Genomic DNA, 22,765 nt, shown 5'->3' on the forward strand with positions numbered 1-22,765 from the left:
TTGATCTAAAAATACCACCATCCCTCGATCTGCGCAATAACAAAGTAAGCGTATTGTGATATTTATATTGAAAACGTCTATAAGTGCGTATATATTAATACATATCGTAATCGAATGAGTAATTATAACGACAAAATGAATATAAATAATAGCGATGGGAGCTGCGGGGATGAAGGAGCCAAGGGATGAAACGGAATTGCCAATCGTCGAAATTGATGATATCGATCGTCAAATTATTCGGGAGCTGAATGCGAATGGGAGGATTTCGTACACGGATCTGGCCAAAGAAATCGGTTTTTCGCGTGTAGCGGTACAGGCGAGGGTTAACGCGCTAATGGAAGCGGGTGTGATCGAAAGGTTCACGGCTGTTATTAATCCGGAGCGGATTGGAATTCAGGTATCTGCGTTCTTCAACGTGGAGGTGGAGCCCAAACATCTGCATGCCGCCGCCGATCAACTGTCGACAGAGCCGTATGTGACGAGTCTCTACCATATGACGGGACCGAGCAAGTTGCATATGCACGGGCTGTTCCGCAACAATGCGGAGATGGAACGATTCATGAAGGAAAAGCTATACGTGCTTCCCGGCATTATGAGTGTAGATTGCCAATTGCTGATCAATCGATACAAGAGTCGAATGGGAATGAGGTTGTAGGATGGGAGCGGAGGCGAAAATGGCCGGGAGAGAAAAGCCGTACAAATTAAACAACCCATACCTGCAGATCGCTTGGGCCATGATGAAAACGGGCGTGATCGGCTACGGCGGCGGTCCTTCCGTCATTCCGCTCATTCGATATGAGGCCGTTACGCACTACAAGTGGTTAGAGGATGAGGAGTTCGGCGAAATATTGGCGCTCGCGAACGCATTGCCAGGTCCCATTGCGACCAAAATGGCGGCTTACCTCGGCTACCGCAAAAAAGGCGTGCTGGGTGCTGTCGTTTCGGTATTGGCGCATATCGTGCCTTCGGGCATCGCGATGATCGCGCTGTTATCCGCCGTTCAGTGGTTCAGCGGATCGGCAATAATCCAAGGCATGATCGGAGCCGTCATCCCCGTAATCGCGGTGATGCTTGGCGTCATGGCATACGAGTTCGGGGAGCGGGCGGTTAAGGGATTGGGGATTTATGCAGGCATCGCCTTCTTTGCGTTAGCGTTCGGATTGCTTCAACTGGTGCAGCTGCATCCCGCCTTCGTCATCGTCGTGTTCCTTGGTTACGGGGCATTCCATATGAGGACCTCCGCGGCTTGGAAGAAGCGCAGAGAAGCAAGGCAGCTGAAGCGGGAGCAGGACGCGAGATTGCGGCAGCAGGAGAAAGGGGGCGTGACGCGTGGAATGGACTGAATGGCTCCAGCTTATAATTGGCTTCTTCGTGGCGAACGTGCTGGGTTATGGCGGCGGTCCGGCTTCTATCCCGCTTATGTACCGCGAGGTCGTAACCAATCACGCGTGGTCCACGCCGGAGGAGTTCTCCAATATTCTTGCGCTTGGCAATGCGCTGCCTGGACCGATCGCGACCAAGATCGCGGCATTCGTAGGTTACGACGTTGGCGGCTGGGTCGGAGTCGTTGTCGCATTGGCGGCAACGATCGTGCCTTCAGCCATCGCTTTGATAATCCTGCTGAATATGCTCCAGAAACACCGCCAATCGCCAGTCGTCAAAGGGATGACGCTGCTGGTGCAGCCCGTCATTGCTATCATGATGCTGATCCTCACTTGGCAGATGGGGGAGAGTGCGATCGAATCCATCGGCTGGCTGCAGTCGCTTCTCATCGCGGCGGTGGCGTTCTGGGCGATGCAAATTCGCAAGATCCACCCGGCTTTGGTTATCGTGGCGGCGTTTGTCTATGGGGGACTTGTCATCCCGCATACGGGAACGTGGATGTAACTGTCGTTTCATGGTCATGAAACAAGTTTGTTATTACTGCAGCAGTTAAAATCTTGATTCAGAAACGTGAAATACACATCATCTAGTAGGTGATGTGTATTTCAAATGTTGCCGATATGCTAGATTCTTCCCTTACGGTTAACGTGCTCCTCCGCTCCTGCCTTGCTAGGCGCCAGATAGCTCTCACGCTCCGTGCACCACTTACGGCAGATCGATTGCTACTTCCTTGCCCGCCGCCGAGGAGCGGAGTATCCCATCGATAATGGCTTGGTTGTACAGGATTTCCTTAGCCGGGATCGGAGCGGCGCCGCCTTCGCGCAAGGCGCGGACAAAGTCCTTGACCTTCTCCTCGAAGACGTCGAGGTTATGCTCGATGCGTGGCAAAGGCGTCTGTGTATGCTGTCCAAGCAGATCGTGGAATAAGGTCATACTGCCGACCTGTCCGTCCCATACACCTGACCAAGGGCCTTCGCCTGCAGACGTTACCTTAAGCCCTGCGTCGGTGCCGAGGAACGTGGATGCGCCTAGTGAATCCATATGCATGGCCCACGAAATTTTAAACTGCAGCGTAATGCCGCCCTCCAGACGGATAAAGGCAGCGCCGAAGTCTTCAACGTCGAAGCGGCTGGCTTCGGGATGATAGGTTGGGTTGGTGCCAAAATAGTTCGAAGTCACCGCCGATACCGTCAGCGGCTTTGGATAACCCAGCGCTTGGAGCGCGAAATCAAGCGAGTAGCAGCCGATATCGGCCATTGCGCCCGCGCCCGCCAGATCCTTGCGGATAAACGTGCCGCCCGGCATCCCTCTGCGGCGTCCGCCGCCCACTTCTACGTAATACACCTTGCCGAGCTTGCCCTCTTGTATCACTTGACGGATCAGCTTCATATTGGGATCGTATCGCGGTTGGAAACCAATGGTCAGCATGCGTCCCGTTTCTTCGGACGCCTGCGTCATCTCAATCGCCTCGTCCAGCGTGACGGACATCGGCTTCTCGAGCAGGACGTTTTTGCCCGCGTGGAGGGAATCCATCGTCATTTGATAATGGGCTACGTTAGGCGTGCAAATGCTGACACCGTCCAGATCAAGCTCTAGCAGCTTGCGGTGATCCTCAAACGCAACCGATTCCGAAAGTCCGGCCGACGATAGAAACTGTGCCGCTCTGCCAGGCACGATATCTGCCGCTCCTACAATCTCAACATTCTCCATATTCTGATAAGCCCTCAGATGTGCGCCTGCGATACCGCCGCTTCCGATAATACCGATACGAATGGTTTTGCCCATAGACGTTTAGTCAGCTCCTTATTCGATAATTGTGACATTACCCACATCGTAACATCTGTTCCAAGAGGGAAGTAGTCGATCATTGCGTCATTGTTGATGTGCAATTTCGCGACATGATGCAGCGCCTGTGGCCGAATAGTCAAAAAAACCAGTTGTGCGCAGTACTCAATAGATCGGAGGAAATTTGGAGCTCCTGCACAATGACAGCGGACGGAGCTTGCGATTATGATGTAGGAACACATAGAAATCGATGTAATGAACGTTCACACCATAAGGGGGTGCGTTTCGCATATGGCGGATCAATATCGGATGGACACCGTCATCCGGAACGGCAAGGTCGTGCTCCGGGACGAGATATGTTTGATGGACATCGGTATCAAAGACGGCGTTATCGCGCAGCTGGGCGCACCGGGATTGCCGACGGGCGAGCGAGAGATCGATGCGAAGGGACTTGTCGTCATGCCAGGCATGATTGACGCCCATGTACACTTGAACGAGCCGGGTCTTGGCGACTGGGAAGGCTTCGAGACAGGCTCTGCTGCGCTTGCGGCGGGGGGAGTCACGACATACATCGATATGCCGCTTAACGGCGTGCCGCCGACGGTCACCGTCACGGCTCTCCGCCAGAAGCTTGCGGCGGCGCAGAACCGATCCCATGTCGATTACGCGTTATGGGGCGGACTCGTGCCTGGCAAGCTGGAGCATCTGCTGCCCTTGCACGAGGCGGGGGTGATCGGCTACAAGGCGTTTATGTCTGAGCCGGGAGGACCTGGCGAGGACGCGTTCGCCCGAGTGGACGACTATACACTGTTAGAGGGCATGAAGATCATTGCGACGACAGGCAAAGTGTTAGCGCTGCATGCCGAAAGCGAGCCCATCGTCTCCAAGCTGGCGGAAGCTGCGTCTCGTGAAGGACGCACGTCGGCCGCCGACTTTGTATCGTCGAGACCAATCGTCGCCGAGCTGGAGGCGATTCATCGTGCGCTCTTCTACGCGGAGGAGACCGGCTGCGCGATTCATATCGTACATGTCAGCAGTGCGGCAGGCATTGGTCTCATTGCGGAAGCACGGCGCAGAGGCGTTGACGTAACAGCAGAAACTTGTCCGCATTATCTCGTGTTGACGGACGACATGCTGGCGAGCAAAGGCGCAGCCGCCAAATGTGCGCCTCCGCTGCGGAGCGCGGCAGAGCAGGCGAAGTTATGGGAGACCATAGCAGAAGGTCTCGTCCAAGTGATCGCTTCCGACCATTCTCCATGTCCGGAGGAGATGAAGAATGCGGAGCAGTTTGCCGGGGCGTGGGGCGGAATTGCCGGGGCTCAAAGCTCGTTGACGCTGCTCGTAGGGGAAGGTCATATGAAACGTGGGATCCCGCTTACGGAGATCAGCCGAATGGTTAGCTGCGAGCCGGCAAGAAGGTTCGGTCTCTCTGACCGCAAGGGCGAGATCCGGATTGGCGGAGATGCCGATCTGGTGTTGATGGATCTCACGGCCTCGTATGAACTGAAGAGAGAACAGCTATATCACAAACATAAGCATAGCCCTTATATCGGCGAGACGATGCTGTGCGCCGTACACGCAACGATCTCGCGAGGGCGTGTTGTCTATACGCGAGAAGCGGGACTTGCAGAAATCATGGCGGGGCAATGGAAGGAATATCGCAGAGCTTAGGCAAGGAGTGACGGCATATGGGAGTGCGGACGAAGTTGTCAGAGCAGGAGAGGGAGGCGCTCCTCGAACGATTGGAAACCAAGATAGATGCCGTTCTGGCGTGGTTGTCGAGCTACTCCGCAGAGGGGGCGGGTGTGACTCGCCTGCTCTATACGCCCGAATGGCTGGAAGCGCAGCTTGCACTGCGTAACAAGCTGACAGGGATGGGGCTGGACGCTTCGTTCGACGAGGTTGGCAACTTATTCGGACGGCTGACGGGGCTTAGACCGGAGCTTCCTGCCATTGTGAGCGGATCGCATATCGACACGGTCGTCAACGGCGGCAGATATGACGGAGCACTCGGGATTGCCGCAGCCTGTATGGCGCTGGAGTATCTTCGCGATCAGTATGGACAGCCGACTCGGACGCTGGAGGTGGTGGCGCTGAGCGAGGAGGAGGGCAGCCGTTTCCCGCTGGCTTATTGGGGCTCCGGCAGCATCGTGGGCGAGAGGAGCTTTGGCGACATTGCAGGAATGGTCGATTCTGAGGGCTTATCCTTCGAAGAAGCGATGCAAAGCTGCGGCTTCGGCGAAGGGAGCGGCAGTCCGGCGCGTCGCAAGGATGTTGGCGCGTTCGTGGAGCTCCATATCGAGCAAGGTTCAGTGCTGGAGAGCGAGGGATTGTCCGTTGGCATCGTCGACGCGATCGTCGGACAGAGACGTTACCAGATTAAGCTTATTGGCGAGGCTAACCATGCGGGAACGACACCGATGCGAATGAGGCGAGACGCATTAGAGGGAGCAGGAGCCATGATTGCAATGCTGCGCGAAGAGACGATTCGCATCGGGGAGCCGCTGGTAGCGACGGTGGGACGTCTGCTCGTGTCGCCGAACGTGCCGAATGTAGTGCCGGGCGAAGCAAGCTTCACCGTCGATGTTCGGCATTCCGACGGGGCTCAGCTGGAGGGCTTTTGTACGTGGTTGCGCCACGCGTTCCAAGATGCCGCCGACTCGCGCAAGCTGACTCTCGAGTGCGAGGAGTGGTTCCGCGAGGAGCCAGCGCCGATGGACGAAGCGCTTAAGACACAGCTGGACGAGGTATGCGCGGAGCTGGGCGTAACGTCTAAGCGAATGGTCAGCGGAGCGGGACATGATGCGCAAATGTTCCAGCGGCTGTGCCCTTCGGCGATGGTGTTTGTACCAAGCAAGGGAGGTCTGTCGCATGCTCCCGAGGAATTTACATCGTCAAGGGATTTGGCTACAGGCGTGCTCGTGTTGATCGAGCTGCTATATCGATTGGGTTACGAGGAGGAGGGGATGCTGTCATGACCATTTACAAAGATTTATCCCCGTCTCCACGTACGATCATGACACCTGGACCTGTTGAGGTGGATCCGCGTGTGCTGCGCGCGATGTCGTATCCCATTCTGGGACAGTTCGATCCGGAGTTCACGGGTCTTATGAACGAAACGATGGGCATGCTGCGCAAGCTGTTTATGACCGGCAACGAGTGGGCCTATCCGGTGGACGGGACGTCAAGATCCGGCATTGAGGCGGTATTGGTTAGTCTGATCGAGCCGGGCGATAAGGTGCTGGTACCGGTCTATGGGCGTTTCGGACATCTGTTAGTAGAGATTGCCAAGCGCTGTGGTGCTGAGGTGGCGACGCTCGAGAAGGAATGGGGCAGTGTCTTCACGCCTGAAGAAATAATAACGGGCATCCGTGCGCATCGTCCGGCGGTTGTAGCCATTGTGCATGGGGAGACGTCAACGGGGCGTCTGCAGCCGCTCGAGGGGATTGGCGATGTATGCCGCGAGATGGACGCGTTGCTCGTCGTGGATGCGGTGGCGACGATCGGCGGGATCGAGGTAGCGACGGACGAGTGGCAGATCGACGCGGTTATGGGCGGTACGCAGAAGTGTCTGTCGGTGCCGGCCGGGCTGGCGCCGATTACGTATAATGCAAGAGCCGAAGCGAAGCTGCTGAAGCGCAAGCGCATCGAGCGGGGACTGTTGACTGCTGAGGAGGCGATGGCGGCTGCTGAATCAGCGGCTCTTAGGAGTGGGGGTGGGGGTCTGGCGTGTTCTCCGATCCAGAGCAACTATCTCGATCTGAGCCAGCTGCAGGATTATTGGAGCCCGGCCCGTCTCAACCATCATACGGAAGCGACATCCATGCTGTACGCGCTGCGCGAAGGGCTGCGGCTCGTGCTGGAAGAAGGGCTGGAGCAGCGATTTGCAAGACATCGACTGCAGGAGAAGGCGCTTGTCGCGGGCATTGAGGCGATGGGACTGCGGCTGTTCGGGGACCCGGCGTGCAAGATGCCGGTCGTCGCCTGTATCGAAATACCGGAGGGTATCGACGGTGAATCGGTACGGTCCATGCTGCTATCCGAATTCGGCATCGAGATCGCCAGCTCGTTCGGCGCGCTAAAGGGTCGAATCTGGCGAATCGGCACGATGGGTTACAGCGCAAGCAAACGTAATGTCCTGCTGACGCTTGGCGCGCTCGAAGCGGTGCTGCTGCGGCATGGCGCCAAGGTCGACACAGGCGCTGCGCTGCAGGCGGCGATGGATGTATATGCCGTCAAGTGATGCATGAGCGTGCGCGGCAAAGCGGGTTAGGAAGAAGCTGTCCAGTACGGTCGGAGGACCGAAACGGACAGCTTCTTTGTGCAGAGAATGGGGCCTTGAGAACGGGCTGGAGGAGCGCTGGAATTGCTTGGCATGCAACGCGCCCCCCGCCGCCAGAGGACGGCATAGCCGTTTCACTTTGAGGCAGATGTTAGTACCGTTGAAGGTTAGACAACTAGCTTATATCCAATTATTTGTAATACGAAGTAGATGATACATAAATATCCGAGAACTCCGCTTCAGGGAAAGTCTTCATGACGACGAGTACAGAGTCGAGGCCGCCGACATCAATTTCAATTGTGTTCATATCGGATCCATTCTCGATACTGGTTTGCATAATTTGAACAGGTGTCTCCCCTTCGTACACTTCAATAATGAGATCTTGTTGAATGGAAGCGACCTGCAGATAAAGCGTTTGATACTTCTTCTTCGGATGGAACATTAGCGATTCGCCGAAGTAGGAGCCCACATCCTCGGCATAATACACCTCTTTGTAATCCTTGCCCCCAACAATGGTCCGCTTCTGATCCTTCGTATGTGTAATGCCGTAGGAAGGCTCAATGACCTCTTCTGTCACGGGTGTGCCGTCGACGACTTCTCCAAAGAGTACGGTAGATGTAGCCGCATCATAACCTACAACCACATCCAACGCCTCGGCGATCGCTCGTGCCGGCAAATATGTGGTGCCCTGATAAGTAATAGGGGCAATGCTGAGCCCGTCATCCTTGACAGGCTTCCACACCTTGCCGTCAATCTTGAACTTCAAATTGTAGTTCAGGTGCGCGCTGATCTTCTCTAGTCCGGTGCTTGCGCTTGCCCCGACGGCAAAGCTGATCAGCATAGCCGGCACTACAAGCCATACAACCGTTTTCCTCTTCATTCGTATTCTCTCTCCTTCATACATGTAGTCGGAGCGATATTGGGGCCCCGTTTCCATCCGAGCGTATCATGGGGGAGATTCGGGTCGCTATAATCTAATGATTTGAGTATGAGTGGTGTCAACAGACGGGATAATCATTTGAAGTGATTATAGGAATCCGGGCCGGCGTCATGCTACATTGGGGGCAAATCATGCTCAAATAAGGAAGGATGGAAGTAACACATTGAAACGTATCTCCGTAGCCATGGAGTTGCAGAGAATGAACGTAGATTTCAGGTGGGAGGTGGTGCAATGGGGTTTTGTGATGCTCCCGGCAATCCAAACGCTGTAGAGATTCTGACGGAGGGCGAAGTGCTTCATGTAATATGGAAGAATGCCACGGATTGGGATCTGCTCATCGTAGCAGTAGATTGGAAAGTGTACGGGGCTATAAAGGACAGACGTATCTCTGTACAGCGAGGAAGCGGGTATGCGCGTATTGAAGGTATAGAAGCAGGCAGGACCTGCAAGGTAAGCGTGATATCTGTCGACGAGACGGATCAAGACGATCCTTCCGTCAAGTAGCTGTCCTGTCCTGGGCACTCTGGAGGAAAGTCTGCATCGATAAGAGAAATAGTATAATTTGCATACAATGGATGCCTTTCCTAGTATAATTGGGAGAGGCTTTTTTGTATGGCGGAGACGAGCTTTAGGGAGGGAATGAAGATCGGTAGGTCGGTGATCAGCCAGAAACTGAAGGTTTTTCTGATACTGTCCGCAGGGCTGACGGTAATTGTCGCAGCTTGTGTAGTGGTGGGCGTGCAAAGCAAACGTATCTCGTACACGCAAGCGATGGATGATTCGGAAGGGAGTCCTATGAGCATATCGCTCATGTATCCCAAGTACGACAATCGGCAAACGGGCAGCCGCACAGTTAAGGATTACGTAGAATCGACATTCGATATCCGACTGGTGCAGCGGCCGGAATCTAGCAGCAGTTATGCCAATAAACTCAGGGCAGCCGCCGCATCGGGCAAGCTGACAGATGTTGTGGTGTGGACGTCCTTTCAGTCAGAATTGCTAAACCACACAAGGAGAGGGCTGTTTCATGATTTGACAGCCTATGTAGAATCCTCCGAGCATCTGAGCAAGCTTCCGCCAGAGCTGCTTGAGAATGCCAAGCTCGATGGAAGGTTGTTTGGTATTCCGCGGCCTCGGGCCACGGTGGATAAGGCGGTCATCATACGCAAAGACTGGCTGGACGCGCTGCGATTGCCTCTTCCCGCTACAATAGATGATTACTATAAGGTTGCAACTTCATTTGGTCAAGATGATCCGGATGGCAATGGGAAGAAGGATACCTATGGGTTTGCTGGTGGCGAGGGGTTGAGCTTCCTGAGCGAGCTGTTTATACCCTTCGGCGCAGGTAACGGCTGGCTTATGCAGGAGGATGGACAGTTAGTCGCAAGCAAGATATCGCCGGGCAGAGAACGCGGCTTGGAGTGGCTCCGTGATCTGTACCAGAACAGGGGCATCGATCAACGCTTTGCAACGCTGAAGACCGCCCAGGCAGGAGAACGATTCATGCAGGGGCATACCGGCATGATTATCGCGCCTATCAGTGATTATGCCAAGTTTGTGAGCGTATTGCGCGAGCGAGAGCCTGACGCGGAATTGATTATGTTAGGACCGCCAGAAGGGCCAAGTGGCATACGTGGATTCTCGGAGCAGCCCGGCTTCTATGGATGGATCCTGATATCAAGTCATGTGTCCTCTGCCAAGCTGGAGCGAATAATCGAGTGGCTGGATTGGCAGGCTGGCGAGGAAGGCTACTACATTCGTCAATTCGGTTTGGAGAATATTCATTACCGCTTGGACTCCTCCAATCAGATGACACATCTGAACAAGGAGCTGCTCGGGGAGGAACGGCTAGGCGAGCTGTTTCTTATGAATCCGTTCGATCCCTATCTCTATGTGTCCGTAGACGCAAGCGAGGAGATTCAAGCAAAGCAAAGAGAAGCGCTGGATCTGGTAGCTGGACAAGGGATCAAGAATCCCGCATTGACCTATGTGACTGAGACAGGGGCGTCAGTTGCCAGTATCTACACACGACAGATTCAACAATTCGAGGCGGATTACATAAAGGGGAAAAAGGATGTTCTTTCGTTCGCTGAATTTAAGAAGGAATGGCTTAAGCGGGGCGGCGAGAAGGCTACACAAGAGGTGAATGAGTGGTTCTTGCAAGAAGGACGCACAGCGGGGGAATGAGTATGCCTGAGCGAAACGTCATAGGCGGGAACAGCCGGCTGAAGGCTGTCGAAGAGAAGGTGCCTGTGCCCCGCTTCATTGCACGGCTTCGAATAGCTGCACTCGCTGTCCTGGTTGCGGCTTTGCCCGTGTTTGCAGTAGGGTGGGTCTCTTACTCTGCAGCTCGCGACAGCTTGATCGAGGAGACTGAACAGTATCATCTGATGTTAATTGAGCAGATTCAGGAGCGCAGTGACGCTCTGATGGATACCGTGGAGCGTATTGTGCTGCAGCATGCGTTAGACGACGATTCCTTGTCAGTGGCGCTTAAGAACGGAAGCTTGCAGCACGACGACAAGGAGCTCCTGCGTGTAATGACGGTTCTTAGCGCTATGGAGGCGCTTATCGATCATGCACAAGGCGCGTACCTGTATGTGACGGATGGGGATTGGCTCGTGTCTGCAGGGGGTGTTGAGCTGGAGTCTTCCAAGCGGCTAGGTGAGCAGCTCCATAATAAGCTTCGAGGCGAGTTGATGGAGCCCTCCTTCTGGTTAGATCGGACCAGAGCTGGGGAGGGCGATGAGTACCGGGTTGTAGATGGATTAGGATATGTCAGGGGGATCCCGGCATCCTTCCAGAAGCCGCTTGGTTATTATATCGTATTGCTGGACGAACCGTTCTTGTATGACATGTACGGTGATGTGGAATTCGACAACGGCGGGGGTTTAGTTGCAATCAGTCCACAGGGACATTTGTATGCGGCAAGGGAAGCAGAGGCTTTCGTGCAGATGCATGTCAAGGCAGAGGAATTGGAAACATGGCTTGCCAGGAAGCAGCCGGGTCTAGAAGGCGTATCCTCCAGCGAACGTGTCAGCGGGGAACGACTGCTCGTTCATGCCATCCAGTCCGTGAGAACAGGCTGGACCTACCTGTCTGTGGTGCCTCTTGCGGAATTGACTGCGAAGGTAAGTGCTGTAAGCAAAAAAATCAGAGTCATTACATGGCTGTTGGTCGGTGCTGCGGCTGCGGCTATCCTGTTGTTGTCCAATAACGTGTACCAGCGATTCCGTGCGATGCTGGAGCAGCTGTATACTCGCAATTCGGCACTGAGTAAGGAAGTGGAGTCGTTCGCGCCTGAGAGAGAGCAGTACTGGCTGCGAAGGCTGCTTCAGGAGCCGCTTGGGGAAGAGGATATGGAAGTTGTCCGTTCCTTATCTCTCCAGTCGGATCGAGGGGCCGGTTATGCCGCTATTTGTATCCAGTCCGGGGATCGAATCATAAGATCGGAGCAAGAGCAGGCCGAGGCGACCGGGGCGCTGCTCCGGCGAATCCGCGGGATGGAGGACTCTGCGGGAGGCAGGTTCACTCAAATGGGCTACGATATGATCGGGGGTCTGTTCGAGCTTGAACGCATGCACATGCCCGAAGGGCAACATGTCATCATGGAATGGGCGCAGCGTTTACTGGAAATGGAGAGCGGACAGGGAAATCTGCATATCATCGGGATTGGGCCGTTACTTACGCATAGGGAAGCGTTGCACCATAGTTTTGAAGGTGCGCGAAAAGCTATGCAGCAGAGGCTTACGGATGACAGCAGATATCTGTTCCTGCATCGGGATGAAGGTCAGAGCAGTCAAGCGTATATGTATCCCTTCGAGCAAGAGAAGGCTATTATGGCTCAATTAAAATTAGGAAACGGGGAACAAGCCAAGGAGGCTCTGCGCATATTCTGTGCGGCGATGCGGTCATCGGTTCAGCCTGACGAACGACAAATCTACGAGTCGATTATGATACTACTTGCTTCCGTCATGCGCGTTATGTTCGAAGGAAATACGCTGACAATCGGCGCCTTATTCCGTTATCCGCTTCATGAACGGTTGCAGGAGCTGCGTTCGTTGCCGGAGATTGAGGACTGGCTTGCCAATGATGTCTTTCTGCCTATCGTATCGCAAGTGATAAAGGGCAGGCAGGAGAGGGAAGGGGTTGCCGATCAGTTGGTCAGGCGTGCAATGGGTTATGTCCAGCTGCATTATGATCAGGATATTTCTCTTCATTGCTTGGCAGATATGTTAAGTGTGCCGGAAGCTCAGCTTGGTCAAGTCTTTCGTCAAGAGATCGGACTTACCTTTACAGAATATGTCATCGCGACTCGTATCGACCGTGCCAAGGAGCTTCTTCGATCTACGGAGATGAGAGTTTCCGAAATTGCTGATCGATTACGATATAATAATTCGCAAAACTTTATTAGAATGTTCAAGAAGGAAACCGGCATCACGCCTGGTGAATATCGCAAACAACATTGATTGAGCGTGAACGATGGGATGGTGATGATGCCCTATGCTGAAATTACAATTTGCACAAAATGAAAAATTCGTTCATTATTATGAAGTATTCAATGATAAATAGTGCATAATAAGTTGAAGATCGAATGACTTAGTGTCCTGCGTAATTTTTATATATATGCATAGGAGGAAACGACTTGTTGCTGAATGTAATTGTTGATCGTGCAGAATTGCAACCCGGAATGGAGCTGCTTCTAGCAGACCTGAAGGTCACGTTGGATGAAGGCGGACTGCCGGTTGAGGTATCGCGTTCGGGTGGAGAGCTAGAGGTTGGACAGGAAAATGGCAAGGCGTATATCCGCTATGGAGCGAAACATCAGTTCTTCCGGGCGCTTGGCTTGCTGGTTCAGCATGGCCGAAGCGGAGAGGCGTTCCATATTCGGGAAGAACAGCAATTCGATGCAATCGGGCCAATGTTCGATCTGTCGCGCAATGGCGTCCTGACGCTGAATAGCTTCAAGTTCCTGTTGCGCAAGATGGCGCTTATGGGTTTGAACAACGTGATGTTGTATATGGAAGACACCTACGAGATCGAGGGAGAGGCTTATTTCGGCTACATGCGCGGTCGTTATTCGGCTGCGGAGCTGAAAGAAATCGATGATTATGCGGATCAGTTCGGGATCGAGGCGTTCCCGAGCATCCAGACGTTAGCCCATCTGGAGGAGTTTCTGAAGTGGGAGCCGGTTAAGGCATATAAGGATACGAAAGGGGCCTTGCTAGCGCAGGACGATCATACGGATAAGCTGGTAGAATCCATGATCGCCGCCGTTAGCGCGCCGTTCCGAAGCAAGAAGATCCATATCGGCATGGATGAAGCGGAGGAGCTGGGCCGCGGCAAGTTTCTGGATCGCAACGGCTTTGTAAGCCGGTTCGACATTATGACGCAGCATCTGGAGAAGGTGCTTGCTTCCGTACGCCGACTGGGTCTGAAGCCGATGATGTGGAGCGATATGTTCCTTAAGCTGGCTTCGGCAGGGGGAGAGGATTATTACGGCCACGACACGGTAATTCCGGAAGAGATGGCTCGCCGTATTCCGAAGGATGTAGACATGGTCTACTGGGATTACAACCATGTGCTGGAGTCCGATTACGAGACGTTAATTGCGAAGCATCGTCCGCTCGGGAATAATCTGATATTCGCTGGTGCGGTATGGGTGTTCAATACATTTGGCGTCAATTACGGCTTGTCGCTGCCGGCGACGGAAGCCGCTCTGACCGTGTGCAAGCGCGAGGGGATCCGCGAGGTATACGCGACGATGTGGGGCGACGACGGGATGGAGAGCAATCCGTACATCGCGCTGCTCGGGCTGCAATTCTACGCCGAGCATGCGTATTCGGAAGGCTCGCCGAGCATGGAAACCGTTGCGGAGCGTGTGGCCTTCTGTACGGGGATCGAAGCGGATGCGTACTTGCATCTGAAGTACCTCGACGAGACACCGGGAGCAGAGCCGAACAACCAGAAGCAAAGCAACCCGTCGAAGTTCCTGTTGTACCAGGACGTCTTGCTTGGCTTGTTCGACAAGCAGATCGAAGGATTGCCGATGAACGCACATTATGCGCAAGTCGAACAAACTATTGCGAGCCGCCGCAACCCTGCAGCCGAGCTGGATTACTTATTCGAGGTGCCGCAGAAGCTGTGTGCCGTTCTGAAGCTGAAGAGCGAAGTCGGCATCGAGCTGAAGCGTGCGTATGACGGCGGGGACAAAGCCGAGCTGAAGCGCATCGCGCTGGACGTATTGCCTGCCATCTCCCAAGGCGTCATGGAATTGCGTGCCGCTCATCGCGCCCAGTGGCTGGGGATGTTCAAGCCTTTCGGCTGGGAGGTCATTGACATTCGATACGGCGGCGTTGTGAGTCGTCTGGATACGGCGGCAATGCGCCTTATCGATTATGCGGACGGACATCTCGACCGGATCGAGGAGCTGGAGCAGGAGCGTCTGGTCTACAGTACAGTCAATCGGTTCAACGAAAAAGGTGTGGGCTGGTGCAGTTATTACTACCGGATGGCATCTCCGAACGTGTTTTTCCATGTCATCAATCCGTTCTAAGCCACTGCTTGTACAGCAGTTGACTAGCGAATTCGTCCATCTTATATAGGGTGGGCGGGTTCGCTTTTTTCTTTTTTTTGAACGCGCCGCATCTCCAAAGTCCACTAACTTGAATCCCGCGATCTCCACTTCTGTCCAATCGATAGTGAACCTAAGAGCATATAAATAGGAGAACATCACTTAAACAGCTTCTTAGAGTGGAGGTAGCTTAGTTGGAACTATACCAAATCGTGCCTTGGGATCATATGGAGCAAGATGAATCCTCTTCGATCAACCTCGAGCAGTATGTTCCGCCAGAATTAGAGCGTCTCGCGTACGAAGTAATGAAATCTTATGATATGAGCATCAGCAATATGCAGTTGATTACATCGAAGCCGGACAAAGGCGGGGCAATCTGGAGAATCGATACGAACCATGGCCCGCGAAGCTTGAAGGTGCTTCATCGCACGCCGCAGCGCAGCTTGTTCAGCGTAGGCGCGCAGGAGTACGTAGTAGGCAAGGGCGCCAGGGTGCCTGGCATTATTAAGACCAAAGAAGGACACAATTCCATCGAGGCTGGCGGGAAATTGTGGATTGTCACGGATTGGATCGACACCTTAACGCCTGTCGCGAAGATCGATCTGGAGGGCGCAAAGACGCTTTGCCATGGTTTAGGGGAGTTTCATCAATGGTCCAAAGGGTACGAACCGCCGCTTGAAGCAGGAACCTCGTCCCGGATCTACAAGTGGGAAAGCCAGTATGAGAAAATTGCGACGAAGATTGGCTGGTTCCGGCATATCGCAACCGCGTATCCGAATACGCAAGCAAGCTCACATTTGTTGTCCGTGCTGGACATCTTTGAGCAGCAGGCAAAGGATATTCTGAAGCGATTCCAGGAATCGGCGTATAAGAGAATGGTAGCCAAAGGTGAGGCACATTGGGGGCTGGCTCATCAGGATTACGGTTGGTCCAACGGTCAGATGGGGCCGGGCGGCATCTGGGTCATTGATCTTGACGGGGTTGCCTTTGACCTGCCTGTGCGCGATCTTCGCAAAATCATCACGAGCACCATGGACGATATGGGCGCTTGGGATCTGGAATGGATTAGAGGCGTAATCGCCGCGTATCACGCAGCGAACCCGCTGGATCAAGAGACATTCGAGCTGCTGTGGATTGATATGGCGTTCCCGAATGAATTCTATAAGCATGTGAAAGAGGTCGTGTTTAATCCGGTTATCTTTATGGATACGGAGTTAAACGCGATTCTGGACCGGGTCGTCGCAACAGAGACGAACAAATGGGATGTGCTTCGCGAGCTGGAGAAGGACAAAATGAATTACCCTGCGGGCGATTATCCGGATGTAACGGCTGCGCCAAGTCAGCCATACCGTTACAAGGAATTTGCGCAAGGGGGCACTTCGCCGCTGCTGGTATCGCCGGAAGAGGGATCGAAGAAGGTTAGTGTGATCGTGAAGCCCGAAGGGAAGTCGCGGATCATGCCAGGCGAAGAAAAGGTGCGCAAGCTGAAAGACGGAAAAGAGAAGGTGCGCAAGCTGAAAGACGGAAAAGAGAAGGTGCGCAAGCAGAAGGATAGCGAAGAAAAGGCTCAGAAGCCAAAAGAGGGAGAAGAGAAGGTTCGGAAGCTGAAGGAGACGGCGAAAAAGAAGCTAAGCAAGAAGCGGAGACGTTTGATGGCAGAGCAGCTGGAGCTGCTGAAGCCTGCTGAGCAAGCGGAGAAGCGACGTAAATCCCAAAAAGTCGAAGCTTCTGAGCCGGAGCGCAACAAAAAAGAGTCGAAGCGTTGGTCAGGTTCGGAGGGGGCAGTGATCTTGCCTGCCAAACGGAAGTCTGGCAAGTCTGCTGGAAGCAAGAAGAAATCGAGAAGCTCATCCGGAGGCGGAGCTGGGGGAAGATCGATTGCAGCTGCGAGGCCCAGAAACGCAAGCGGCTCCGCGAAAAGCGGTGTGAAGAAAGGCGTGAAGGGCGGCAGCAAAAAGACCGCAGGCGGTGTCAAATCAAGTAAACCATGGAGAAGTCGTTCGCAAAAGGCCGGCGTGAAGCTATTTCTAACGGCGTATCGTCCGAGTATGACGTTGGTGGGGAGGTCTTCATTTGAACATTCTGATGATATGCACGGAGAAGCTGCCGGTTCCGAATATTAGGGGCGGCGCCATCCAGACTTATATTGGCGGCGTGGTCGGCTTGCTGAAGGCGCGCCATTCTATCACGGTAATCGGTCGAGACGATCCGGAGCTGCCAAGCGACGAGAGAGTGGACGGCGTCCGGTACTTGCGTTTTGAGTCGAATGGGATGCTTGAGGTTTATATGAGTCATGTGCTCCCTTATCTGGAGGCAAGCAGTGAGTCGTACGATGTCGTTCATATCTTTAATCGACCTCGACTAGTTATGCCGGTGGCGGAAGCGATGCCGAATGCTCGTATTGTATTGAGTATGCACAACGATATGTTTAATCCGCAGAAGCTGGCCAAGGAAGAAGGCGATGCGGTTGTGGAACGAGTGGATACGATTATTACGATCAGCAATTATATCGGCGCAGCGATCTGTAAGGATTATCCGCAGGCCGAAGCGAAAATCCGTACGATCTACTCTGGAGTAGATTTGGGGAGATTCGCCCCATGGAAGCTCTCTCAGTCGGCGCTGCGCGACAGGGAAGAGATTCGTTCCCTGCATGGTCTTGGCAACAAAAAGGTTATCCTGTTCGTTGGGCGCCTGTCCCGTAACAAAGGACCGCATGTACTGGTGCGTGCGATGTCCCAGATCAAACATTCTGATGCGGTGCTCGTCATCGTTGGCGCAGCATGGTACAGCGACAACCGTATCAGCGATTATATCGCTTACCTTCGCACCATGGCGGAAACGTCGCCGCTACCGGTCAAGACGACCGGGTACGTACAGGCGAGCGATGTGCATAAGTGGTTCTGCGCGGCGGATCTTTTCGTCTGTACGTCCATTTGGGAAGAACCGCTTGCTCGCGTGCACTATGAAGCAATGGCAGCGGGGCTGCCGCTCATAACTACCGCGCGCGGCGGCAACCCGGAAATTATCCGAAACAACAACGGCGTAATCATCCAGAATCCGGAGGATCCGGCGGAGTATGCAACCCAAATCAACGCGATGTTGTCCAATATCGGTGACTCCAGACAGATGGGGCTAAGCGGTCGCAAGCTCGCGGAGGACAATTTCACTTGGAGTCATGTCTCTGGCAATATTCAGGATGTATGGGAGAACCCGAGAACGAGCAGAGTGGATTCGCCGGCTGAGCAGACACTCGAGCAGCCGATCGCCAGGGAGCGGGGCGGAGAAGAGGGAATGGGCTAACGTGTCAAAGTGAATGCCAATAGATGGAGCGCTGCTGGGATAGCGGCGCTTCTTTTGGCATATCAATTCGCTATTATCATGCATAAGCGAATGATGCGATTCGTCGAAGCGACGGTGGAAGGATTAAAACGTGAGTGAAGCTATTAAAATATCGGTGCAACGACCAAAGGCGCTTCCGGCCTGCAAGCGGCTGAAAGCGCTGTTGGAATAACGATGAAGATAAGGAGCATATGAGGACCAGACGCTCAATACCTCAATTAACTAGTCCTCGTCGTCATCGTCGTCATCGTCGTCATCATCGTCGTCATCATCGTCGTCATCATCGTCGTCATCATCATCATCGTCATCATCATCGTCGTCATCGTCGTCATCATCGTCGTCATCATCGTCGTCATCATCGTCGTCATTATCGTCATCATCGTCGTCGTCGTCACTATCGTCTGCATCCTCTTGGTCATCCAACACTTCGAAGTTTACTTCGGCGACAGAATTCCAGTCGATAGCAGCGAGTTGTTGCTCGAGAATTGCATCCGTGAGACCTTCATCATCAAGGCTGATCTTGCTTGTGCGTCCATTATCAAAACTAATGGCGAGACTCAATACATCCTTTGTTTGCAGTACTTCCTTCACTTGTTCCAGGATAGACAAGTTGTCATCCCTCCGTCTATTATATTTGCGAACCTCGTATATTGTATAAGCGGCAATGCCACTTGGATTGGGTGAATGAAGCCGGACAATCGTCGTTTTTGTGGAAGATTCTATTAAGAGTTTATTAAGGGATGAAACGAGAGTAAGAGTCTCTGTATATTTTTTTGAAGAACGTATTGACTCTCACGTTACGTGATACTTTAAAGTAAAAAGCAGAAAGGAGGACGGGGCAAAGTGAAGGTAAAAGAAGTTGCAGAGCTGACCGGAATCAGTGTGCGTACTCTGCATCATTATGATGAAATAGGTCTACTTATTCCTGATCAGTTGACGGACACAGGTTATCGCGTGTATTCAGAGCGAAATTTGGAGCTTTTGCAGCAGATTTTATTTTTTCGAGAGCTTGGTTTTCCTTTGAAAAAAATCAAAGAGATCGTCATGAGCGAATCGTTCGATCGGCTGGAGGCGCTTAAGCGGCATCAGGAGATGCTTCATGAGAAGAGGAGCCAGCTGGATCAACTGCTGCTCACTGTGGAGCGCACAATCCAACATGCGAAAGGAGAAGTAACGATGTCCAATAAAGAGAAGTTTAAAGGATTTGATTTCAGCAGCAACCCCTACGAACAAGAGGCAAGAGAGCGCTGGGGCGATCAGGCTGTCGATGAATCCAATAAGAAAATGAAAAAGATGCAAGTCGATGGCAAGATGCAGGCTTTCCAAGACGAAATGAATGAGCTCTACCACAAGCTGGCGGAAGTGCGCCAAGAGGATCCCGCATCCGAAACGGCGCAAGCTGCTATTGGTCAATGGTTTAAGCTGCTGAACAAGATGGGATCGTATTCGCTTGAGGCGTTCAAAGGACTTGGTCAAATGTACGTGGACGATGTGCGATTCACGCGGAACATCGATCAATTTGGAGAAGGGTTATCCCTATTCATGCGAGATGCCATGGCACATTATGCGGATAACCAGCCTGCAGAATAGCGCTGCATGTCTTGATAGTTGGCTGCAATTAAGCTCCTGACGTATGTTCTTACGAACGTTCGGGGCTTTTTTTGCTTTGTGCGTATTGCGGCGGTTAGCCGAAGGAGGTGCTCTTTACTTTTACCCTGTCGAAAGTCTAGGATAGTACTTAGAGATATCGACGAGTGATGAGATAGATGGAGGAGAAACATGATTACAGCCATAATTGTTGTATTTATTATCGTTGTTGTACTCGCTGTCGTTATGCTGGTGCAAGCTTTGCCTGTCTTTGGCGGTAAGCCAACGAAGGCGGAGCGCGAGCGGTATTATGGACTGTCGCATTATGATGGTGCTAAGTTCCGTTATCCCATCGAAACCAAAATGCTGACAGGGTTCAAAGAGATGCTTCCAACGGCGTGGGAATTTCTAAAGGGAAGTCCGGAACGCAATCCTCGTACGGCTATTCCATTCATTCCGCTGCGAGAAGCGGATTTGCGATCCAGCTCTGCCAGTCCACGCGTGATCTGGTTCGGTCATTCGGCGGCGCTGCTCCAGCTAGATGGTTTGACAGTTCTGATTGACCCCATGTTCGGACGAGCGCCGTCTCCGTTCCCGATCGTCGGTGGCAAACGCTATGGAGGCAAGCTCCCTATGGAGCTGGACGATTTGCCTAAGATAGACATGGTACTGCTCTCGCATGATCACTATGATCATCTGGACTATCCATCGATAAAGCGAATTAGTCATAAGGTTGGTCACTTCTATGTGCCGCTTGGCGTAGGTGCACACTTGAAACGCTGGGGGGTCGAGCCTTCGCGAATCACGGAGCTGGATTGGTGGGAGGAACGAGAAGCGGGAGGTCTTAAGCTGACCTGCGCGCCTGCAAGACATTTCTCGGGTAGAGGGATGTCGAACCGAGATGGCACGCTTTGGTGTTCATGGGTGATACGGGGGCGCGAGGAGAACGTATTCTTTAGCGGAGACAGTGGATATGGCCCGCACTTTAAGGAGATCGGGGAGCGCTACGGCCCTTTCGATTTGACGATGATGGAATGTGGACAATACGACGAAAAGTGGGCAGGCATTCATATGCTGCCGGAGCAGACTGTGCAAGCGCATGAGGATGTTCGGGGCAAGCTGCTGCTGCCGATTCATTGGGGCGGCTTTACGCTTGCGCTCCACACCTGGGATGATCCTGCCATTCGAGTGACGAAGGAGGCTGCGCGCAAAGGCGTTCGTATTACAACTCCGATGATCGGGGAGAGTGTGCCGCTTACGGGCGACGCATATCCGACCAAGCGATGGTGGGAGTCGGCAGGCCGATGAGAAAGAAACAAGGGTTCGATACACATGCCTAGCATGTGCGTCGAACCCTTGTATCGTTTCGTTAGAACGTCAAGAAACCCATGGCTTGTTTGGCGTTGTTTAATGTGCGGTTTGCGATCTCGGCCGCACGGTTCGCGCCATCCTTGAGGATACGATCCAGCTCCTCGGAATGAACGAGTTCAGCGTAGGTTTGCTGGATCGGTGCGAGCTTGGCGACGACGACTTCAGCCAATTCCTTCTTGAAGGTGCCATAGCCCTGACCCTCGAAGCGTTTCTCGACATCCGCGATCGATTCGCCAGCGAATATCGAGTAGATTTCGATCAGATTGCTGACGGCTGGCTTTGTGTCCCAGTCGTAACGGACGTTCATGTCGGAGTCGGTAACGGCGCGCGAGAACTTCTTGCGAATGACCGACGGCTCGTCGAGCAGCAGGATATAGCTGCTTTGGTTCGGGTTGCTTTTGCTCATTTTGCTTGATGGATCGTCGAGTCCCATAACCCGTGCGCCAATTTCTTGAATCATCGGCTCCGGTACGGTGAACGTCTCGCCGAAGCGGTTGTTGAAGCGAGTCGCAAGGTCGCGAGTCAGCTCAAGATGCTGCTTCTGATCGTCGCCGACTGGCACATGAGTCGCTTGATACAGCAGAATGTCCGCGGCCATAAGCGCCGGGTAAGTGAACAGCGCCGAGCTGACGGTGTCTTTGCCGTCCGACTTGTCCTTGAACTGCGTCATGCGGCTAAGCTCGCCGAAGTGCGCCTGTGTTTCCATCAACCAGCCGAGCTCCGCGTGAGCAGACACATGCGATTGCATGAAGATGGCATTTTTGACCGGATCGACGCCTGCTGCAATGTAGAGCGCGGCGATCTGGCGGGAGCGCTCGCGAAGCTCCTTAGGATCTTGTGGTACGGTAACGGCATGCAGATCGGGTGCGAAGAAGAAGCATTCGCCATCCTCTTGCATAGCTACGAATTGGCGCAGAGCGCCGACGTAGCCGCCGATGTTAAGATCGCCGCTTGGCTTGATGCCGGATAAGAAACGTTTGGTTGTCATGGATATCCCTCATTTCTATGGATTATTAATGCTTCGGATCCCATCGCAAGGCAATAAAAAAACGCCCCGTCCCTTGTATAAAAGGGACGAAGCGTATGCTCCGCGATACCACCCGAATTCGGCCCACCCGGGCCGCTCTTAGCCATGAACCGAGCAAAGCCAATTGCAAGCTGAGACCGCGTTCAAGTCTCCCCGAGATAACGGAGGGAGTTGCCGTCGGTGCCTACTGCTCCTAAAGTGGGGTTCGGACCGAAGCGAGAAGAGCCATTCTCTTATGCGTATGCGCCGGACCTTCCACCAACCGCCGGCTCGCTGCGAGCATCCGCTATTAAGGTACTCTTTCTTCTCATGGCTGTAACTGTATTCGTGTAATTGCTCATAAGCATAACGGTTATTCGGGGAGCAGTCAAGGTGCAGGCGACCGCTGGTGATGATGATCGAAATGTTCTCGATTGCCATAGATCGTACAACGAAGATTTGAATGTTTTGTTAATCTGTATTTTGCCAGATGCGCAA

18 protein-coding genes and 1 other annotated feature are annotated in these 22,765 nt (G+C 53.3%); of the genes, 14 read left to right on the forward strand and 4 right to left on the reverse strand.

Features of this window, described 5'->3' with window-relative positions; genetic code table 11:
• Nucleotides 1-169 precede the first annotated feature (169 nt).
• From ACX1C1_RS08340 to ACX1C1_RS08350, 3 genes are read left to right on the forward strand one after another with little or no spacing between them, the layout of a single operon-like run.
• A complete protein-coding gene (locus ACX1C1_RS08340; RefSeq protein ID WP_458956638.1) occupies nucleotides 170-655 on the forward strand; it encodes an Lrp/AsnC family transcriptional regulator in 486 nt (161 codons plus the stop codon).
• 19 nt (nucleotides 656-674) lie between these two features.
• Nucleotides 675-1,343 carry a chromate transporter gene (locus ACX1C1_RS08345; protein WP_458956639.1) on the forward strand — a complete coding sequence of 223 codons (669 nt, stop codon included), beginning with the start codon at nucleotides 675-677 and terminating at the stop codon, nucleotides 1,341-1,343.
• Nucleotides 1,330-1,887, forward strand: a complete 558-nt coding sequence (locus tag ACX1C1_RS08350) for a chromate transporter (protein WP_458956640.1) — start codon at nucleotides 1,330-1,332, stop codon at nucleotides 1,885-1,887. Before ACX1C1_RS08345 ends, ACX1C1_RS08350 begins: the two co-directional genes overlap by 14 nt.
• Nucleotides 1,888-2,088: 201 nt before the next feature.
• Here ACX1C1_RS08350 and ACX1C1_RS08355 read toward each other — a convergent pair whose 3' ends face one another.
• Nucleotides 2,089-3,168, reverse strand: a complete 1,080-nt coding sequence (locus ACX1C1_RS08355; protein WP_458956641.1) for a Gfo/Idh/MocA family protein — start codon at nucleotides 3,166-3,168, stop codon at nucleotides 2,089-2,091.
• Nucleotides 3,169-3,459: 291 nt separating this feature from the next.
• Between ACX1C1_RS08355 and allB the strand changes: the two genes are divergently transcribed.
• Genes allB through ACX1C1_RS08370 form a run of 3 tightly spaced genes read left to right on the forward strand, consistent with a single transcriptional unit; the run spans nucleotide 3,460 to nucleotide 7,411 of the window.
• Nucleotides 3,460-4,839 carry an allantoinase AllB gene (gene allB / locus ACX1C1_RS08360; RefSeq protein ID WP_458956642.1) on the forward strand — a complete coding sequence of 460 codons (1,380 nt, stop codon included), beginning with the start codon at nucleotides 3,460-3,462 and terminating at the stop codon, nucleotides 4,837-4,839.
• A gap of 17 nt (nucleotides 4,840-4,856) precedes the next feature.
• Nucleotides 4,857-6,146: an allantoate deiminase gene (allC, locus tag ACX1C1_RS08365; protein WP_458956643.1), complete on the forward strand. Its 1,290-nt coding sequence runs from the start codon at nucleotides 4,857-4,859 to the stop codon at nucleotides 6,144-6,146.
• Nucleotides 6,143-7,411 (forward strand): pyridoxal-phosphate-dependent aminotransferase family protein, encoded by a 1,269-nt coding sequence (locus ACX1C1_RS08370; RefSeq protein ID WP_458956644.1) that lies wholly within the window; start codon nucleotides 6,143-6,145, stop codon nucleotides 7,409-7,411. The genes allC and ACX1C1_RS08370 overlap by 4 nt, the downstream gene beginning before the upstream one ends.
• 229 nt (nucleotides 7,412-7,640) lie before the next feature.
• Here the strand turns inward: ACX1C1_RS08370 and ACX1C1_RS08375 are convergent, their stop codons facing one another.
• Nucleotides 7,641-8,330 carry a stalk domain-containing protein gene (locus ACX1C1_RS08375; RefSeq protein WP_458956645.1) on the reverse strand — a complete coding sequence of 230 codons (690 nt, stop codon included), beginning with the start codon at nucleotides 8,328-8,330 and terminating at the stop codon, nucleotides 7,641-7,643.
• Nucleotides 8,331-8,621: 291 nt separating this feature from the next.
• Here ACX1C1_RS08375 and ACX1C1_RS08380 point away from each other — a divergent pair, with 291 nt between their 5' ends.
• The 6 genes from ACX1C1_RS08380 to ACX1C1_RS08405 all read left to right on the forward strand — a co-directional run bounded on the left by ACX1C1_RS08380 (nucleotide 8,622) and on the right by ACX1C1_RS08405 (nucleotide 18,264).
• Nucleotides 8,622-8,894 carry a hypothetical protein gene (locus tag ACX1C1_RS08380; protein ID WP_458956646.1) on the forward strand — a complete coding sequence of 91 codons (273 nt, stop codon included), beginning with the start codon at nucleotides 8,622-8,624 and terminating at the stop codon, nucleotides 8,892-8,894.
• Nucleotides 8,895-9,029: 135 nt separating this feature from the next.
• Nucleotides 9,030-10,577, forward strand: a complete 1,548-nt coding sequence (locus ACX1C1_RS08385; protein WP_458956647.1) for an extracellular solute-binding protein — start codon at nucleotides 9,030-9,032, stop codon at nucleotides 10,575-10,577.
• Nucleotides 10,578-10,579: 2 nt separating this feature from the next.
• The gene (locus ACX1C1_RS08390; protein WP_458956648.1) at nucleotides 10,580-12,859 is read left to right on the forward strand and encodes a helix-turn-helix domain-containing protein; all 2,280 of its coding nucleotides are present in this window, start codon (nucleotides 10,580-10,582) and stop codon (nucleotides 12,857-12,859) included.
• 221 nt (nucleotides 12,860-13,080) lie between these two features.
• Nucleotides 13,081-14,946, forward strand: coding sequence for a family 20 glycosylhydrolase (locus ACX1C1_RS08395; protein ID WP_458957632.1), 1,866 nt, complete (start codon nucleotides 13,081-13,083; stop codon nucleotides 14,944-14,946).
• Nucleotides 14,947-15,158: 212 nt separating this feature from the next.
• Nucleotides 15,159-17,087: a CotS family spore coat protein gene (locus ACX1C1_RS08400; RefSeq protein WP_458956649.1), complete on the forward strand. Its 1,929-nt coding sequence runs from the start codon at nucleotides 15,159-15,161 to the stop codon at nucleotides 17,085-17,087.
• Entirely contained in the window at nucleotides 17,038-18,264 is a 1,227-nt protein-coding gene (locus ACX1C1_RS08405; protein ID WP_458956650.1) for a glycosyltransferase family 4 protein, read from the forward strand. The genes ACX1C1_RS08400 and ACX1C1_RS08405 overlap by 50 nt, the downstream gene beginning before the upstream one ends.
• A gap of 261 nt (nucleotides 18,265-18,525) precedes the next feature.
• Here ACX1C1_RS08405 and ACX1C1_RS08410 read toward each other — a convergent pair whose 3' ends face one another.
• Entirely contained in the window at nucleotides 18,526-18,912 is a 387-nt protein-coding gene (locus ACX1C1_RS08410; protein ID WP_458956651.1) for a hypothetical protein, read from the reverse strand.
• A 234-nt stretch (nucleotides 18,913-19,146) separates the two neighbouring features.
• On the opposite strand from ACX1C1_RS08410, the gene ACX1C1_RS08415 reads away from it, so the two are divergent.
• Nucleotides 19,147-19,893: a MerR family transcriptional regulator gene (locus ACX1C1_RS08415; RefSeq protein ID WP_458956652.1), complete on the forward strand. Its 747-nt coding sequence runs from the start codon at nucleotides 19,147-19,149 to the stop codon at nucleotides 19,891-19,893.
• Between the two features lie 189 nt (nucleotides 19,894-20,082).
• Nucleotides 20,083-21,198, forward strand: coding sequence for an MBL fold metallo-hydrolase (locus ACX1C1_RS08420; RefSeq protein ID WP_458956653.1), 1,116 nt, complete (start codon nucleotides 20,083-20,085; stop codon nucleotides 21,196-21,198).
• A gap of 61 nt (nucleotides 21,199-21,259) precedes the next feature.
• Here ACX1C1_RS08420 and trpS read toward each other — a convergent pair whose 3' ends face one another.
• Nucleotides 21,260-22,249: a tryptophan--tRNA ligase gene (trpS, locus tag ACX1C1_RS08425; RefSeq protein WP_458956654.1), complete on the reverse strand. Its 990-nt coding sequence runs from the start codon at nucleotides 22,247-22,249 to the stop codon at nucleotides 21,260-21,262.
• Nucleotides 22,250-22,328: 79 nt separating this feature from the next.
• Nucleotides 22,329-22,608: a binding site (T-box leader), on the reverse strand.
• Nucleotides 22,609-22,765: the final 157 nt, after the last annotated feature.

It is taken from the genome of Paenibacillus sp. strain BS8-2, from assembly GCF_054483835.1.

What these genes read in the sequence shown, in the direction of transcription:
- ACX1C1_RS08340 (WP_458956638.1), top strand. Translation starts at nt 170, where the DNA reads ATGAAGGAGCCAAGGGATGAAACGGAATTGCCAATCGTCGAAATTGAT.
- ACX1C1_RS08345 (WP_458956639.1), top strand. Translation starts at nt 675, where the DNA reads ATGGCCGGGAGAGAAAAGCCGTACAAATTAAACAACCCATACCTGCAG.
- ACX1C1_RS08355 (WP_458956641.1), bottom strand. Translation starts at nt 3,168, where the DNA reads ATGGGCAAAACCATTCGTATCGGTATTATCGGAAGCGGCGGTATCGCA.
- allB (WP_458956642.1), top strand. Translation starts at nt 3,460, where the DNA reads ATGGCGGATCAATATCGGATGGACACCGTCATCCGGAACGGCAAGGTC.
- allC (WP_458956643.1), top strand. Translation starts at nt 4,857, where the DNA reads ATGGGAGTGCGGACGAAGTTGTCAGAGCAGGAGAGGGAGGCGCTCCTC.
- ACX1C1_RS08370 (WP_458956644.1), top strand. Translation starts at nt 6,143, where the DNA reads ATGACCATTTACAAAGATTTATCCCCGTCTCCACGTACGATCATGACA.
- ACX1C1_RS08375 (WP_458956645.1), bottom strand. Translation starts at nt 8,330, where the DNA reads ATGAAGAGGAAAACGGTTGTATGGCTTGTAGTGCCGGCTATGCTGATC.
- ACX1C1_RS08380 (WP_458956646.1), top strand. Translation starts at nt 8,622, where the DNA reads ATGGGGTTTTGTGATGCTCCCGGCAATCCAAACGCTGTAGAGATTCTG.
- ACX1C1_RS08385 (WP_458956647.1), top strand. Translation starts at nt 9,030, where the DNA reads ATGAAGATCGGTAGGTCGGTGATCAGCCAGAAACTGAAGGTTTTTCTG.
- ACX1C1_RS08390 (WP_458956648.1), top strand. Translation starts at nt 10,580, where the DNA reads ATGCCTGAGCGAAACGTCATAGGCGGGAACAGCCGGCTGAAGGCTGTC.
- ACX1C1_RS08395 (WP_458957632.1), top strand. Translation starts at nt 13,081, where the DNA reads ATGGAGCTGCTTCTAGCAGACCTGAAGGTCACGTTGGATGAAGGCGGA.
- ACX1C1_RS08420 (WP_458956653.1), top strand. Translation starts at nt 20,083, where the DNA reads ATGATTACAGCCATAATTGTTGTATTTATTATCGTTGTTGTACTCGCT.
- trpS (WP_458956654.1), bottom strand. Translation starts at nt 22,249, where the DNA reads ATGACAACCAAACGTTTCTTATCCGGCATCAAGCCAAGCGGCGATCTT.